Genomic DNA, 14,947 nt, shown 5'->3' with positions numbered 1-14,947 from the left:
TCTACACCCTAGGGTTCGTCGGCAGCGTCAGAGGTGTATAAGAGACAGGTCGGGGGGAGGGAGGCTGTAGACTGCGGCCCCCTTGAAGACGCTTCTGCTCGCTGAGAGCCACCCCCCGACACTCGAGCACCTGACGGGCCTGCTCTCCCAGGCCGGGTACACCGTGCGGGCGGTGAGTGACGCCGTGATGGCGTTGGAGCACTTCTCGGCGGACAACCCGGACGTGGTGGTGTTGGGGGTGGACCTGCCGCACGTGGAGGGGCAGCACGTGGTGCACCTGCTGCGCGCGCACAGCCAGGGCGGGCGGGTGCCCATCGTGGCCATCGACAAGGGGCACCTGGGCCGCGCGCGCGGCGTGGGTTCGGTGTTGGACCTGAAGGTCAACGCGTACATCCCGGATCCGCTCAAGCCGGGGGAGCTGGTGCCGCGGCTGGAGTCGCTGGTGAAGGCCGCGCAGGCCGTCGTGCCGACGGGCGTGGCCGCCACGCTGTCGCGCCCCGCGGTGGCGACGGGCGACCTGAAGAACTTCCCGCTGCCGGCGCTGCTGCACTCGCTCTACCGGCTGCGCCGCGACGGCGTGCTGGTGGTGGCGCACCGGAGGCTGTCGCGGCGCGTGTACTTCCTGCGCGGCGGGCCGGTGAACTTCGACGGCTCCGCGAAGCAGGACGCCTTCCCGCACTTCCTGCGCGAGCGTCAGGTCCTCACGGAGGCGCAGGAGCAGCCGGTGGTGGAGGCGCTGGCCTCCGGGATGCGCATCGGCGCGGCGCTGGCGGACGTGGGCGTGGAGGCGGTGGGCGAGGAGCTGCTGGCCCTGCTGCGCGACTTCACCCGGGACAGGCTCGGCCGCGTGCTGGCCATGCGCGAGGGCCGCTACGCCTTCTACGCGGGCGACGAGTTCTCCACGGAGGTGGCCTCGGTGGAGCAGCCGGCCCTGGCGCCGCTCCTGGAGGCGGCCCGGCGGAGGATGCCGTTGAAGGTCGTGGCGGCGGGGCTGCGCGCGCACCTGAGCGAGTACCCCGTGCGCTCGGCGGACTTCGGCCGCGACCTCCAGGCGATGGCGCTGGACACGGAGGACATCAAGCTGGCCATGCAGGTGAATGGCCGCATCGTCCTGAGGGATTTGCTCGCGCACGGGCGCGCGGAGCTGCGGGCGGCGTACACGCTGCTGTGGTTCCTGCGGCTGACGGGCGGGGTGACGTTCTCGCCGGTGCCGCTGGCGTCGGGGACGGACGTGCTCAGCGCGTCGGCGGCGCCGGACGTCATCGCGCCGCGCAAGCGCAAGACGCTGCCCCCGGAGACCGCGGCGGCGCTGCGCGAGGAGGCGGTGCGGATCATCACGCGCAGCTACTTCGGCGGGCTGGGGCTGCACATCGCGGCGGACAAGGAAGCGGTGGAGCGCGCGTACCACGAGACGGCGATGCGCTTTCATCCGGACACCTACGCGGAGTTCGACATCTCGGACCTGCGCGACCTGTTGGATCAGGTGCAGGAGAAGCTGTCCGCCTCGTACCGCGTGCTGAGCGTGGACGAGAAGCGCCGCGCCTACCTCCAGTACTTCTTCAGCCGGCAGGAGGTGGTGGGCCGAGCGACCGCCATCAACGTGGACGCGGAGATTGCCTTGCGTCGCGGTGAGTCCGCGCTGAAGCGGGGCGACTACCGCGCGGCCATCCAGGGCTTCGAGGAGGCGGTGGCGCTCAACGAGCACGAGCCCGAGTACTACTCGTACCTCGCCTGGGCGAAGTACCGGGGCTCGCCCGGGTCGCTGATGCAGCGGGCGCTGGCGGCGCGCAAGGTGCTCAAGCAGGCGCTCACGTTGGATCCGTACCTGGAGCGCGCGCAGATCATCGCGGCCATCATCGAAATCGACCTGGACGACGCGCCGCTCGCGCGCAAGAAGCTGATGAAGGTGCTGGAGCTGAACCCGTACTCGGTGCTCGCGAGGGCGGCCCTGCAGAAGGTGGTGAAGTAGCCATGCATCACGTGCTCTGGCGACTGCTGCGCTATGCGAAGCCGCACGCGGGAATCCTCGTCCTGGCCTTCCTGTGCATGGCGGTGCTGGGGCTCGCCACGGGCGCGTACGCGTACCTGCTGGGCCCGGCCCTGCGCTTCCTCCTCTCAGGAGGGGAGGAGGGCTTCGCGAGCGCGCACCGGGTGCCGTGGCTGGCGGACCTGCCGCGTGAGGCGGCGCTCTGGGGCTTCCCGGTGCTGGTGCTGGGCGTGGGCGTGGTGAAGGGCGTGGGCTACCTGGGGCAGTTCTACTTCATGGGCCTGTTCGCGCAGCGCGTGGTGAAGGACCTGCGGCGCGACCTCTTCCTGCGCCTCACCGCGCTGTCTCCCTCGCAGATGTCCCGGCAGCGCACGGGAGACCTGCTGAGCCGCTTCTCCTCGGACGTGATGGCCGTGGAACTGGCCGCCATGTACACGGTGGGCTCGTACCTGCGCGATACCATTCAGGTGTTGGTGCTCGCGGGCGTGGCGCTGTCGATGAGTCCGCTGCTGGGCGGCCTGATGCTGGCGGTGATTCCGCTGGCGGCGCTGCCCGCGTCGAAGCTCACGCGCAAGGTGTTGAAGGGGACGCGGGAGGGGCAGGCGCACCTGGGGCAGCTCGCGGGGCAGCTCCACGAAGGGCTGGGAGGGCTGCGTACCATCCAGGCCTTCAACGGGCAGCAGGCGGAGCTCGCGCGCTTCGAGTCCTACGCGAAGGCGCATGAAGAGGCCGTGGTGGGCGCGGCCTGGGCGCGCGGAGGTGTGCCGGGGCTGATGGAGGTGCTCGCGGCGGCGGCGCTGGCGGGAGCGCTGGGGTACGCGGCGGCGACGCGGGCGATGGAACCGGAGGCGCTCCTGTCGCTGCTGACGGCGGTGATCCTCGTGTACCAGCCGGTGAAGGACCTGGGCCGGGTGACGCAGTTCGCGGTGCAGGCGGGAGCGGCGGGCGAGCGGCTCTTCGCGCTGCTCGACCTGAAGCACCCGGTGGAGGATGCGCCCGGAGCCATCCCCGCGCCGGCGATGCGGGAGTCGCTGCGGATGGAGGGCGTGCGGTTCTCCTACGGGGAGCGGCGTGCGCTCGAAGGGCTGACGCTGGACCTGAAGGTGGGCCAGGTGGCGGCGCTGGTGGGCGGCAGTGGAGGCGGCAAGAGCACGGTGACGTCGCTGCTGCTGCGCTTCGAGCGTCCCCAGGAAGGCCGCATCCTCCTGGATGGAGTGGATGCGGACACGTACACGGCGGCGAGCGTCCGGAGTCAGTTCGCCCTGGTGACGCAGGAGCCGCTGCTCTTCCACGGCACCGTGCTGGAGAACCTGCGCCACGCGAGGCCGAACGCGACGAAGGATGAGGTCGAGGCCGCGGCGAGGGTCGCGAACGCGGACGGCTTCATCCAGGCGCTGCCGCAGGGCTACGACACGCGCATCGGTGAGCGGGGTGTCACGCTGAGCGGAGGCCAGCGCCAGCGTCTGTGCATCGCCCGAGCGGTGCTGTCGAAGGCGCCGGTGCTGGTGTTGGACGAAGCCACCAGCAGCCTGGATCCGGAGAACGAGCGCGAGGTCCAGGCCGCGCTGGCGAAGGTCCTCCCGGGCCGGACGGCGCTGGTGATTGCCCACCGCCTGTCGACGGTGACGAGCGCGGACGTCATCCACGTGGTGGAAGCAGGACGCATCGTGGAGAGCGGCAGCCACGCGGAGCTGCTCCAGAAGGAAGGCCGCTACGCGTCCATGTGGCGCCTGCAGACGACGGGGTCCGCGGAGCGGGGAGCGGCATGAAGGCGCGCGCCGCCCAGGCAGGCACCCAGCGGGTGTCTGCGGACGACCGGATCCATCGAGCAGTGCAAGGCACGAAGGCGCCAGACGTCTCAATGCACTCGACGAACGGGCCCAGTTCAGGCGCTCGAAGCGGCAGGGTCCACGGTTGGAGCCGCGAGTGAAGTCGGCCAAACGCTTCCTCTCCCTGGGCGTCCGTGCCGTGCTCGGGGTGCTGTTGCTCCTCTTGGGCATCGCGGGCTTCTTCGCCTTCGCTGCGGGCTTCGCGGACTACCCGGTCGTCGCGCCCTCGCCGACGGCGAAGCCATGGATCCGGGGCGCGTACCACGTGCACACCACGCGTTCGGATGGGCACGGGACGCCAGCGAAGGTCGCGGCGGCGGCGAAGGAAGCGGGCCTGGACTTCGTGGTGCTCACCGACCACAACGACCTCAAGCCGCCCATCGCGACCTGGGTGGACGGCGTGTTGCTCATCCCCGGGGTCGAGCTCTCGACCAGCGCGGGCCACCTGGCCGCCTTCGGGATGCAGCGACCGTTGCAGGACGTGAAGTCCTGGGGCCCGCCCGAACAAGCCGTGGCGGCGGTCGAAGCCGCTGGAGGAACCGCGGTCCTCGCCCATCCGGTCCAGACGAAGAACCCCTGGAAGGACGACGCCACCGCGCACCAGGTGCCCGGCTTCGAGCTGTACTCCGCGGACACCTTCTTCCGGCAGGCCCTGCACAGCCCGGTGAGTCGGCTCCTGCCCGCGCTGGGTGCGTCGCTGGTCAATCCGGTGCACGGCGTGATGCTGCTCGTGGTCCCCGAGCCAGAACCCACGACACGCCTCCTGGAGCTGGCGCGTGAGCGTCCAAGACTCGCCCTCTGCGCGCACGATGCGCACGGCCTGCCCGCGTACGAGACCGTCTTCACCGCGCTCGACCTGGAATTTCCACCGGAGCTTCTGTCAGGTCCCCTGTCCCAGGATGCCCGCGAGGCCGAAGCTCAGGTCACCCAGGCCCTGGCCAGCACCCAGGCCCTCTGCGTCTTCCGGGCCCTCGGAGCGCCCGACGGCTTCGCCCTGGAAGGGTACGACGCGAAGACCCGCGAGGCCCCCATGGGAGCAGTGCTCACGGTGCGCCTCCCCGAACACGACGCGGGGACGCTCGAGGTCCGGGTGTGGGGAGAAGGCCGCCTGAGCCCCGACGGGCAGCACGTCGAGCTGACCGGCCCCGGAGCGGTGCAGGTGGAGGTCTGGGCCTACGCGCCCGGGCGCTTCTTCGGCCACGAGTGGCGTCCATGGCTCGTCCCCAGTCCGGTGCGAGTGGTGCCGCGAGCACCGGGCATCTGATAGAGCGCGGGACGTCGCCCATGCGCCTGCTCTACATCGTCGCCACCTACGTCCTATTCGCGCTGCTGTTCCCGGTGCTCTGCGTGTACCGGAAGACGCGTCACGGGTTGATGCAGCGGCTGGGCTTCTACGCGCCCGGGGCGCTGCCCGAAGGAACGGGCCCGCTGTTGTGGCTGCACGGAGCCAGCGCGGGAGATCTGCTGGCCCTGGCGCCCATGTTCGGCCCGCTGCGCCAGCGCTTCCCCGGGTGTCGCATCGTGCTCTCGACGATGACGGACAGCGGCCACGCGATGGCGCGCGACCGCCTGGCGAAGCAGATCGACGGAGTCGTCTACGCCCCCTACGACCTCTGGGGCGCGACGAGGCGAGCGGTGCGAGCCTTGCGCCCGGACGTGCTGGTGCTGGAGTACACGGAGGTCTGGCCCAACCTCATCCGAGCCGCGAAGCGTTCCGGCGCGAGGGTGGTGATGACCAACGGGCGTTTCTCCCCGAAGAACGTGGGGAAGTACCGGACGCTCTTCGGGCTCATCGGGAATCCGCTGGAGGACCTGGACCTGCTCCTGATGCGGCAGGAAGAGGAGGCCGAAAGGGCCAGGACCCTCGGAGCCCCACCGGAGCGGGTCCTCACCACGGGCAACACCAAGTTCGACGCCCTGGCCGCGGGCCCCGCGCCCGAGGACGAAGCCCTGCGAAGCGCGCTGGGCCTCACCCCGGAGCAGCCCGTGTGGATCGCGGGAAGCACCCACGAGGGTGAGGAAGAAATCCTGTTGCAGGTGTATCAGCGTCTACGGGAGCGCTGGCCCACGCTGGGACTGGTCATCGCGCCGCGCTACGTGAACCGTGCCGAGCGGATCCTCGCCCTGGCGAAGGACCGGGGCCTGTCCGCCGGGCTGCGCTCGAAGGGAAACCCGGAGCGAGCGCCCGTGGTGGTGATGGACTCCATGGGAGAGCTGACCCGAGCCTACCGGCTGGCCACGGTGGTGTTCGTGGGAGGGTCGTTCACGAAGCGGGGCGGCCAGAACATCCTGGAGCCGGCGGGGCAGGGGAAGCCGGTGTTGTTCGGCCCGCACATGGACAACTTCCGGGACAGCGTCGTGGTGCTGGAAGGAAACGGAGGCCTCCCGGTGGCGGACGGAGAGGCGCTGTACACCGCGCTGAAGAACCTGCTGGAGAACCCGGACCACCTGAGCGCCCTGGGGGCCCAGGCCGGGGCCACGGTGCGCCGGATCTCCGGAGCCAGCGACCGCAACGCCGAAGCGATGGCCGCGCTGCCGCGCCGCGAGGGAAGCCCATGACGCTCATCGTCCACCCCCACTTCCACAAGCGGTACACGGGAGTGACCCGGCACGTGGAGTCGGTGGTGCCCGCGCTCGCGAAGGGCGAGGAGACGCGAGTCATCGGCTCCGGCCTGACAGCGGACCTGCCGCGCATCACCTGGGCGGAGTTGATCCGTCGCTCCCACCAGGAGCCCATCGTCTGGCACGCGCATCGGAACAACGAGCTCCTCGCGGGGATGCTGCTCAAGGTGCTGGGAGGCCGGGTCCAACTCGTCTTCACGAGGCACACGTCGGTGGCGCCCACGCGCTTCACCCGCTGGCTTGCCCGGGGCGCGGACGCGCTGGTGTCGCTCACGAAGCAGATCTCCGACGTCATCGCGCTGCCCTCCACGGTGATCTCCCACGGCATCGACCTCACGCGCTTCCGTCCGCCGGAAGACCGGGACGCCGCCTGGGAGCGACTGGGGCAGGGCGGGCGCTACGGCATCGGAGTCATCGGCCGCATCCGCAAGGAGAAGGGGCAGGGCGACTTCATCGAAGCCCTGCGGCCGTTGTTGCCGGAGCGACCGGAGTGGCAGGCGGTGCTGGTGGGGCTCGCGAAGGGCCCGGACCTGGCGTGGGTGAACGGGCTGCGCCAGGGCATCGAGGAGCGGGTGACGCTCGCGGGTGAGCAGTCCACCATCGAGCCCTGGTACCAGGGCCTGAGCATCCTGGTGCACCCGTCCTACGCGGAGGGCTACTCGCTGGTGCACGTGGAGGCGATGGCGTCGGGCTGCTGCGTGGTGGCCTCGAAGCTGCCCTACCTGGACACCCTCATCGAGCACGGCCGCACCGGCTTCTTCTTCGAGCCCGGAGACGTGAAGGGGCTGCGAGCGCTGTTGGATCAGCTGACCCGCGAGCCGGAGCGAGCGCGCCAGGTGGGCCGCAACGCCGCCGAGGAAGCGCGCCGCCGCTGCGGGGTCGAACACGAAGCCAGGGCCCTGAGCGACCTCTACCAATCGCTGGTGAAGCGCTGATGCGCATCCTGCACCTGCTCGCGAGTCCGTTCTGGAGTGGACCCGCGGAGAACGTCGCGCTGCTGGCCCAGGCACAGCGGGCCCTGGGCCACGAGGTGACGGTCGCGGTGGACCGCAAGCGCCGGGACATCGCCGCGGAGGAGCCCGCCGTCCCGCGCTTCCAGGCCCTGGGCCTCCTGGACGAGGGAGGCCTCGCGTTGTCCGTGAAGTCGCCGCCCTGGGAGCTGTGGAGCGACCTACGAACGCTCCGTCAGCGACAGGTGGACGTACTGCACGCCCACTTCACCCATGATCACCTCCTGGCGAGGTGGGGGACGCCCAAAGGCGCGGTGCGGATCCGCTCCATCCACGCGCCTCGTTCCCTGAGAGCATCACTGCCCGAAGCAGGCGGCTACACGGTGCCCGCGAACCATCTGCGAGCGAAGCTCGAAGGCCGCCATCGCCCCGTCCAGGTGCTCCCCGCGCTGGTGGATCCGATGTTCGAGCCGGCGAAGGACCGCCAATCCCTGCGTCGGGACCTGGGCCTCGGGGGCACGTATCTCGTGGGAATGATCTCCACGTTCCAGGAGAGCCGGCGTCACGCGCTCGGAGTCGAAGCCTTCGCCAGGGTCATCTCCCATCGCCCGGAAGCCCGACTCGTGCTGGTAGGAGACGGAGCCCTGTTCGAAGCAACCCGGAAGCAGGTGTCGGAGCGAGGCCTCACGGGGCACGTGACGTTCGCGGGCTACCAGCAGGGCGCGGCCTTCGTGAAGTGGCTACAGGCCCTGGATGAGGTCTGGATCCTCGGCCTCGGGAACGACTGGAGTGCAAGGGCCGCGGCACAAGCCAGGGCCTGTGGAGTCCGGGTGGTGGCGGTGAACGAAGGAGCGCTCCCGGACCTCGCGGACGCGAAGGTGGAGGCGCCCACGGTGGACGCCGTGGTGGCCGCCGCCCTCTCTGGCTCCCGAGCCACGACCGAGCACCCGACGAACGAAAGCATCGCCAGGGACGTCCTGGACCTCTACCGGCAGGCGGCGGAGGCCCGGCGATGACCGCCAGGCAGGGCCCCGAACCTGTCGCCCCGACGGCCCTCGAGCGGGTCTTCTACCCTCCGACGCCCGAGCCCTGGGCTCGTCGCGCCTTCCTGTCCCCCCTCGCGCTCCTGTCCTGGACGTACAGCGGAGCGGTCCGCCTCAGGGGCGCGCTCTACGACAGCGGCCTGCTGCGAGCCGAACGCGTCGAAGGGCTGCGAGTCCTGTCGGTCGGCAACGTCAACGTGGGAGGCACGGGCAAGACGCCCGCGGTGCTGCACCTGGCCGAGCTGCTGCTCCGCGAAGGTCGCAAGGTCGGAATCCTGACGAGAGGCTACGGGCGCGAGTCCCGGGAGCCGCTGACCTTCGCGGGAGCCGAATCCGCACCCACGGTGGAGGAGGCCGGAGACGAGCCCCTGTTGCTCGCGCGAAGGTGTCCCAGGGCCCGCCTCTTCGTGGGAGCGGATCGGGTCGCGGCGGCACGCAGGGCAAGGGACGACTTCGGCCTGGACACGGTCCTGCTGGATGATGGCTTCCAGCACCGCCGCCTCCATCGGGACGAAGACCTCGTCGTCGTGGACGAAGCCGTGGGCCTGGGCAACGGCCACCTGCTCCCCAGGGGACCGCTGCGAGAGCCGCCCTCGGCCCTGCGCCGGGCGACGCTCCTCTGGCTGCGAGCGGCCCCCTTGTCTCAAGAACCCACGGCCCCCATTCCCTGGCTCGAAGCCGTGACGGCGCCCCGGGTCCGGACGCGCTACGGGCCCACGGGCTGGTGGGATCCCTCGGGCACCGAGCACGCGACGAACGCGCTCGAGGGAAGACCGGTCCTCGCGCTCGCGGGGCTGGCCCGGCCCGGAGGCTTCCTGAAGACGCTCACCGCGTTGGGAGTGGAGGTGCGGGACGCCGCCCTCTTCCCGGATCACCACCGCTTCACCGAGGACGAACTGCGCACGGTTGAAGCCCGGGCCCGACAGCAGGGAGCGCTCGTGGTGACGACGGAGAAGGACGCGGTGAGGCTGCCACCGGGGTTCGAGGCCTGGGCCGTGCGCCTGGGAGTGGAAGTCCTGGAGGGCGAATCGCACCTGCGGCGGGCACTCGGCTTGTGAGGGTCTGAGGGCTGTGGGACAACGCGCGCCCATGGCCGCGGTCTCGTCCTCACGTCCGACAGCTCCGTCCTCGCGTCTGCCACTCGCCTTCGCGCGCCGCCGGGTGTTGCTGGTGGGAGACCTGGTCGCCGACCACTACCTCTACGGGCAGACGGACCGGGTGAGCCGCGAGGCCCCGGTGCTCATCGTTCGTTACGAGTCCTCGGAAGTGAAGCTCGGCGGCGGCGCCAACGTGGCGGCCAACGTCCGGACGCTGTCCGGTCAGGTGACGGCGGTGGGCGCGCTGGGCGTGGACCCGATGGGCAGGGAGCTGCGCAAGCTCTTCGACGCCGCGGACATCCGGCTGCACGCGGTCAGCAGCCGGAACATCGAGACGGAGACCAAGAGCCGCATCCTCGCGGGCGGCGTGAGCACCACGAGACAGCAGATGCTCCGCGTGGACCGGGGACAGCGAGGCGCCCTGCCACCCCGGATGCGCAAGGCGATTGCCCGGCAGGTGGAAGCCGCGGCGAAGGACGCGGACGCGGTGGTCGTCTCCGACTACGGCGCCGGCGTGGTCAGCGACGAGGTCCGCGAGGTGCTGCGGAAGCTCGCCCGCGACGGACTGCCTGTCTGCGTGGACAGCCGCTACGCGCTCGCCTCCTTCGTGGGCCTCACGGTGTGCAAGCCCAACGAGCCGGAGCTGGAAGCACTCACGGGCCGTCCGGTGCGCACGAAGGAAGACCTGCTGGAAGCGGGACACGCGGCGGTGCGCAAGCTGGAGTGTCAGGCGCTGCTGGTGACGCGAGGCAGGCACGGCATGGCGCTCTTCGACGCGAAGGGCGGAGTGGACCTGATCCCCGTGCACGGAGCGAAGTCGGCGGTGGACGTGACGGGAGCGGGGGACACGGTCATCGCGAGCCTCGCCCTGTCGCTCGCGGCCGGAGCGACCTTCGCAGAAGCGGCGCGGCTGGCGAACGTGGCGGGAGCCCTGGTCGTGCAGAAGCCCGGAACGGCGACGGTCTCCCGGGAAGAACTCCTCGGAGAGTTGCGGAGCTCGCGATGAACACCCTGGACAAGCTTCGCCCCCTCGCCGCCATCGCGGAGGAGCGGGAACGCTGGCGCGAGCAGGGCCGCACGGTGGCATTGGCCAACGGAGTCTTCGACCTGCTGCACGTCGGGCACGTCCGGTACCTGGAGGGCGCCAAGGCCCTCGCGGATGTGCTGGTGGTGGCGGTGAACTCGGATGCCTCCACCAGGGCCTACAAGGGGCCCGGACGTCCCCACATCCCGGAGGCGGAGCGAGCGGAGCTGGTCGCGGCGCTGTCCTGCACCGACCGGGTTGTCGTCTTCGACGAAGCGAACGTGCGAGCCATCATCCGCGCCCTCAAGCCGGACGTGCACGTGAAGGGGACCGACTACACGCCGGACTCCATCCCAGAGGGGGACGAGGTCCGGGCCTACGGAGGCCGGACCGCGGTGGCAGGAGACCCGAAGGACCACAGCACCACGGAGCTGGCGCGCAGGCTCGGGCGCGAAGGCCCGAAGTAGCCATGGGCCTGGACCCGGTGCTGCAAGCCATCCTGGGCTGTCCCCACTGCAAGCGCCCCCTCGAACCGCACGAGGGCCACCCACCCGAAGTCCACTGCCCCCGCTGCCTGCGAGCCTGGCCGGTGGAGCAGGACATCCCGCAGATGGTGCCCGAACGAGAGCGTCCGCTCACCCCGTGAGCGAGCCACGCCCCGAGACGAACGACCGGACCTCCTCGGCCACGCGCTGTTCCAGCCCCACGCCGGAGGCCTGGTCCACCAGGGGCGTCAGGTCCACCATCCGGTGGGGAGCGAACGCATGGCCCCAGCGCGCCATGTCGATGCGCAGGAAGAACGCCAGCGTGGGAGCGCCCACGGCCACGGACAGGTGCATGGGCCCGGTGTTGTTGCAGACAGTGAGCCCGGCGGCCCGCATGAGCGCCGCGAGCTCGTCGATGCTCGTGGCCGGGGCAAGCTCCGCACCCGGTGCACCCGCGAGCACGGCCTGCGCCAGCGGCTCCTCACCCGGGCCCCACGTGACGACGGGCGCATAGCCCAGCGAGAGCAGCTCCCGGGCCGCGGCCGCGAAGGCCTCGGCCGGGATGCGACGTTCACCCAGGCGGCCCCCCGGGTTGATGACCGCGCGCCGCGAGCCCGACCCGCTGAACGCCTCCAGGTAGCCACGGAACGCGGTCCCGACGACGGGCTCCCGGAAGGACAGGCCCTGGGCCACGGCCCCATTCGTCAGGGGCGTGAGCAGGTGGGTTCGCTGCACGGCTTCGTGTCGGGTATCGGAGCGGGCGGGCACCGATACCGACTGCAGCAGGGTCACAGGCCAGATGCCCGGCCCGATGACGACCGCCTTCGGCCCCGCCATCCGGGAAATCAGCGCACTCGTCACCGACGGAGCGCTCCAGTTGGCGCAATCCACCACGGTGTCGTAGCCGGCACGCCGGAGCGCGCGGATCCCAGGAGCCAGCGGCCCCAGCCACAGGTAGCGCCGGTCGAACGCCAGGACGGCATCGATCTCGGGATGCCCCTGGAGGACGCGGGCCACCTTGGAGTGCACCAGCACATGCACCTCGGGAGGAGGGTGCACGTGGGCCTTGAGGGTCCTCAACAGGGGCGTCAGGAGGAGGGCCTCGCCCACCCGGTTGTCCGGGCGGACGAGCAGGAGCTTGCGAGGGGAGGGGAGGGGCGTTCCGAGCGGACGACGACGTCCAGGGCGCCAGAAGAGGACTGAGGCCAGGAGCGCCAACGCCAGCTTCGCCCACGTTTCGAGCTGCTTGTGCCACGCCATCGCGGCGGACCCTACCAGAATTGGAATGGATGCAAGACGGTGGCTTGACCTCGGGACGGAAAGCCCCTAGCACCCGGCCCGATGCTCAAAAGCATGACCGGATTTGGTTCAGGACGCGCCCGCGTGGGAGACGAAGAAGTCTCCGTGGAGGCGCGCTCGCTCAACCACAAGTTCTGTGAAGTGAAGGTCCGGCTGCCGCGCGAGCTGTCCGCGTTGGAACCCGCGCTCGTGAAGCTGGTGAAGGACCGGCTCGCGCGAGGCTCGGTGGAAGTGCTGGTGCGCCGCCAGGCCGCCACCGTCTCTGGCAACGTCCCCACCGTGGATGTCGCCCTCGCCCGTGAGTACGCCCGGGCCTTCCGGGAAGTCGCTACCGCCCTGGGCCTGTCCGCGGACGTGGCCTGGTCCCAGGTGGCCAACCAGCCGGGAGTCATCCGCCTGGAGGAGAAGGGAGTGGACGTGGAGTCCGCGACCCAGGCCACCCAGACCGCGCTCCAGCAGGCCCTCTCCGCGCTGGAGACGATGAGGAACACCGAGGGCGAGTCCATCCACACGGACCTCGACACCCGGATGAAGCTCATCGAAGGGTGGAGCCAGGAAGTGGCCCGGCTCGCGCCGCGCGCGGTGAACGACTACCAGCAACGGCTCACTGAGCGTGTGGCGGAGCTCGCGCGCGGCGTCGCGGTGGATCCGCAGCGGCTGGCGCAGGAAGTCGCCCTGTTCGCCGAGCGCACGGACATCGCCGAAGAGGTGACCCGCCTGGCGACCCACCTCGAACAGTTCCGCCTGCTGATGGCGAGCCCCGAGCCCGTGGGCCGGCGCATGGATTTCCTCGTGCAGGAGATGCACCGCGAGGTGAACACGACAGGCTCCAAGAGCCAGCACGCGGAGATCTCCTCGCGTGTGGTCTCGATGAAGGCCGAAGTCGAGCGCATCCGCGAACAGGTGCAGAACGTCGAATGAACGAACTCTCTGGACTCCCTCCTGGCCTGCTGCTCGTCCTCTCCGCTCCTTCAGGGGCGGGCAAGACGACCCTTGCGCACCGACTGCTGAAGGAGATGCCGGACGGCATCTTCTCCACGAGCGTCACCACCCGCCGGCCCCGAGGCAAGGAGCAGGAAGGCGTCGACTATCACTTCGTCGGGGTGGCCGCCTTCCAGGAGAAGATCGAACAAGGCGAGTTCGTGGAGTGGGCCGAGGTGCACGGCCACTTCTACGGAAGCCCCCAGTCCGTCGTGGACGAAGCGCGCCGCCGCCGCGGCACCGCCGTCTTCGACATCGACGTGCAGGGCGGGCAGGCCATCAAGCGCAAGCACCCTGACGCGGTCCTCATCTTCGTGCTCCCGCCCTCCATGGATGAGCTGGAGCGCCGCCTCCGGGACCGCCAGACGGACTCCGACGAGACCATCCGTCGGCGCATGCTGGGAGCTCGCTCGGAGATCGAGCGGGGAATCGCGTCCTACGACTACATCGTCGTGAACGACGACTTCGAGCGCGCCTACCATGAGCTGCGCTCGGTGGTGGTCGCGGAGCAGTGCCGCAGGGGACGGGTGGACCTGTCCAAGCTCAAGCTCGGGAGCTGAGCCCCGCGGGAATCGGTGGAGCGGGCTCCGGGTTTCCCCTCCACCACGTCGCGATGCGCCAGCGGTCTGCATCAAACTTCTTGCGCTGCCTGGTCGTCTGTTGGATAAGCCGCACACCTCGCGGCGACACGCAGGCGTCACTCCGGTGGCACTTGAAAGACGCGGGGAAGAATGGTTCCGGGCCGGCGGTTTTACTGAGCCACCTGGAACGAACACGGCAGCGGAGCACGGGGAAGAAATCCCGCGCGAACGAGGCCTGGTTCTGCCGGTGACGAGAAGTTGACAATCTCCGGTTCGATTCATAGATGGTTACCGCAGCAGGGCAGTTGATCAGCGGGCGTTGAAGGGGTTGGAGCGGGTTGCTGCCTCGTGGGAGGCGGAGCTGAAGCGGTTGCGGTGGTAAATCGGAAGCTGCAGGACGGTGGTTGACAGGAGACGCGGCGGGAAGTTAGAAGCCGCGCCCCTCGACGAAAGCGAGCAGTCAGCGCGAACGTCGGAAGCAGCAAGGAGCCGAGCCGAAAGGGTTGACTCTGAAGTGCGCGGTGGTAGAAGCCGCGCCCCTCACCCGGAAGCCCGCGCACTGGCGCGGAAGGTACTCCTGGGAGAGGTGTAGCACCGACAAGAAAATAGGGCAGTCAACAAGCGAGTTGACAGCGAACGCGGCGAAGAGATAGAAGCCGCGCCCCACCGAAAGAAAGTCCGGAAGGCAACAAGCGGACGAGAAGCGGTGAGGAAAGCTGAAAACGAGCGGTTGACAGGGAAGGCGGCGAAGAAGTAGAAGCCGCTCCCCTTCGAAGGAAACGGCGGAAGTCACTGGACGGCGCCGAAGAAATCGAAGAAGCCCGCAGGACGCAAAAGCGGAAGTTGACAGCGGATGCGCACTGAAATAGAAGCTGCAACCCCGCCGGTTGAAAAGAAGCCGGCAAGCAGCGAGAAGTAACGGTAGCAAAAGTCGCGAAGCAGGACAAGCGGCTCGGTCTTTGAAAACCAAATAGCAAGCCCAAGTAGATATGGATTGCGGAAACCCGCAGTCAATTTTTTGAGGGCGCTTTCACCCAAACTGCAGCGCT

14 protein-coding genes are annotated in these 14,947 nt (G+C 69.7%); 12 read left to right on the top strand and 2 right to left on the bottom strand.

Going from position 1 to position 14,947, the window contains the following annotated elements; all coding sequences use genetic code 11:
* Positions 1 to 82 precede the first annotated feature (82 nt).
* The 10 genes from D7V97_RS26910 (at position 83) to D7V97_RS45435 (ending at position 11,198) form a co-directional block, all read left to right on the top strand.
* Positions 83 to 1,969, top strand: a complete 1,887-nt coding sequence (locus tag D7V97_RS26910; protein WP_120613504.1) for a DUF4388 domain-containing protein — start codon at positions 83 to 85, stop codon at positions 1,967 to 1,969.
* 2 nt (positions 1,970 to 1,971) lie between these two features.
* On the top strand, positions 1,972 to 3,756 hold the full coding sequence (locus D7V97_RS26905; RefSeq protein ID WP_120613503.1) for an ABC transporter ATP-binding protein: 1,785 nt from the start codon (positions 1,972 to 1,974) through the stop codon (positions 3,754 to 3,756).
* Positions 3,757 to 3,913: 157 nt separating this feature from the next.
* Complete coding sequence (locus tag D7V97_RS26900) at positions 3,914 to 5,080, top strand: PHP domain-containing protein (RefSeq protein WP_120613502.1); 1,167 nt, start codon at positions 3,914 to 3,916, stop codon at positions 5,078 to 5,080.
* Between the two features lie 20 nt (positions 5,081 to 5,100).
* Entirely contained in the window at positions 5,101 to 6,375 is a 1,275-nt protein-coding gene (locus D7V97_RS26895) for a 3-deoxy-D-manno-octulosonic acid transferase (RefSeq protein WP_120613501.1), read from the top strand.
* Positions 6,372 to 7,373: a glycosyltransferase family 4 protein gene (locus D7V97_RS26890; RefSeq protein WP_120613500.1), complete on the top strand. Its 1,002-nt coding sequence runs from the start codon at positions 6,372 to 6,374 to the stop codon at positions 7,371 to 7,373. The genes D7V97_RS26895 and D7V97_RS26890 overlap by 4 nt, the downstream gene beginning before the upstream one ends.
* Positions 7,373 to 8,404, top strand: a complete 1,032-nt coding sequence (locus D7V97_RS26885) for a glycosyltransferase (protein WP_120613499.1) — start codon at positions 7,373 to 7,375, stop codon at positions 8,402 to 8,404. The genes D7V97_RS26890 and D7V97_RS26885 overlap by 1 nt, the downstream gene beginning before the upstream one ends.
* Positions 8,401 to 9,489, top strand: coding sequence for a tetraacyldisaccharide 4'-kinase (gene lpxK / locus D7V97_RS26880; protein WP_120613498.1), 1,089 nt, complete (start codon positions 8,401 to 8,403; stop codon positions 9,487 to 9,489). Before D7V97_RS26885 ends, lpxK begins: the two co-directional genes overlap by 4 nt.
* A gap of 31 nt (positions 9,490 to 9,520) precedes the next feature.
* On the top strand, positions 9,521 to 10,534 hold the full coding sequence (locus D7V97_RS26875) for a bifunctional heptose 7-phosphate kinase/heptose 1-phosphate adenyltransferase (protein ID WP_120613497.1): 1,014 nt from the start codon (positions 9,521 to 9,523) through the stop codon (positions 10,532 to 10,534).
* The gene (locus D7V97_RS26870; protein ID WP_120613496.1) at positions 10,531 to 11,019 is read left to right on the top strand and encodes an adenylyltransferase/cytidyltransferase family protein; all 489 of its coding nucleotides are present in this window, start codon (positions 10,531 to 10,533) and stop codon (positions 11,017 to 11,019) included. The genes D7V97_RS26875 and D7V97_RS26870 overlap by 4 nt, the downstream gene beginning before the upstream one ends.
* Before the next feature lie 2 nt (positions 11,020 to 11,021).
* Positions 11,022 to 11,198 (top strand): hypothetical protein, encoded by a 177-nt coding sequence (locus D7V97_RS45435; RefSeq protein ID WP_199728948.1) that lies wholly within the window; start codon positions 11,022 to 11,024, stop codon positions 11,196 to 11,198.
* On the opposite strand, the gene D7V97_RS26865 is transcribed toward D7V97_RS45435, so the two are convergent.
* Positions 11,188 to 12,297 (bottom strand): glycosyltransferase family 9 protein, encoded by a 1,110-nt coding sequence (locus D7V97_RS26865; RefSeq protein WP_120613495.1) that lies wholly within the window; start codon positions 12,295 to 12,297, stop codon positions 11,188 to 11,190. The two genes, D7V97_RS45435 and D7V97_RS26865, sit on opposite strands and share 11 nt — an antisense overlap.
* An 81-nt stretch (positions 12,298 to 12,378) precedes the next feature.
* Here D7V97_RS26865 and D7V97_RS26860 point away from each other — a divergent pair, with 81 nt between their 5' ends.
* Together D7V97_RS26860 and gmk are read left to right on the top strand one after the other, a co-directional pair.
* The gene (locus D7V97_RS26860; protein ID WP_120613494.1) at positions 12,379 to 13,257 is read left to right on the top strand and encodes a YicC/YloC family endoribonuclease; all 879 of its coding nucleotides are present in this window, start codon (positions 12,379 to 12,381) and stop codon (positions 13,255 to 13,257) included.
* A complete protein-coding gene (gene gmk / locus D7V97_RS26855) occupies positions 13,254 to 13,877 on the top strand; it encodes a guanylate kinase (RefSeq protein ID WP_120613493.1) in 624 nt (207 codons plus the stop codon). Before D7V97_RS26860 ends, gmk begins: the two co-directional genes overlap by 4 nt.
* A gap of 810 nt (positions 13,878 to 14,687) precedes the next feature.
* Here the strand turns inward: gmk and D7V97_RS44800 are convergent.
* Positions 14,688 to 14,947 (bottom strand): hypothetical protein (locus tag D7V97_RS44800; RefSeq protein ID WP_158623461.1); only part of this gene is annotated, 260 nt, incomplete at its 5' end.

This window comes from Corallococcus sp. CA053C (genome assembly GCF_003611675.1).
GTDB lineage: Bacteria > Myxococcota > Myxococcia > Myxococcales > Myxococcaceae > Corallococcus.
The sequence above is the reverse complement of the archived record's forward strand: the minus strand, read 5'-3'. Positions and strand labels throughout refer to the sequence as shown.

Coding starts and splice junctions, on each gene's coding strand:
- D7V97_RS26905 (WP_120613503.1), top strand. CDS start 1,972: ATGCATCACGTGCTCTGGCGACTGCTGCGCTATGCGAAGCCGCACGCG.
- D7V97_RS26895 (WP_120613501.1), top strand. CDS start 5,101: ATGCGCCTGCTCTACATCGTCGCCACCTACGTCCTATTCGCGCTGCTG.
- D7V97_RS26890 (WP_120613500.1), top strand. CDS start 6,372: ATGACGCTCATCGTCCACCCCCACTTCCACAAGCGGTACACGGGAGTG.
- D7V97_RS26885 (WP_120613499.1), top strand. CDS start 7,373: ATGCGCATCCTGCACCTGCTCGCGAGTCCGTTCTGGAGTGGACCCGCG.
- lpxK (WP_120613498.1), top strand. CDS start 8,401: ATGACCGCCAGGCAGGGCCCCGAACCTGTCGCCCCGACGGCCCTCGAG.
- D7V97_RS26875 (WP_120613497.1), top strand. CDS start 9,521: ATGGCCGCGGTCTCGTCCTCACGTCCGACAGCTCCGTCCTCGCGTCTG.
- D7V97_RS26870 (WP_120613496.1), top strand. CDS start 10,531: ATGAACACCCTGGACAAGCTTCGCCCCCTCGCCGCCATCGCGGAGGAG.
- D7V97_RS45435 (WP_199728948.1), top strand. CDS start 11,022: ATGGGCCTGGACCCGGTGCTGCAAGCCATCCTGGGCTGTCCCCACTGC.
- D7V97_RS26865 (WP_120613495.1), bottom strand. CDS start 12,297: ATGGCGTGGCACAAGCAGCTCGAAACGTGGGCGAAGCTGGCGTTGGCG.
- D7V97_RS26860 (WP_120613494.1), top strand. CDS start 12,379: ATGCTCAAAAGCATGACCGGATTTGGTTCAGGACGCGCCCGCGTGGGA.
- gmk (WP_120613493.1), top strand. CDS start 13,254: ATGAACGAACTCTCTGGACTCCCTCCTGGCCTGCTGCTCGTCCTCTCC.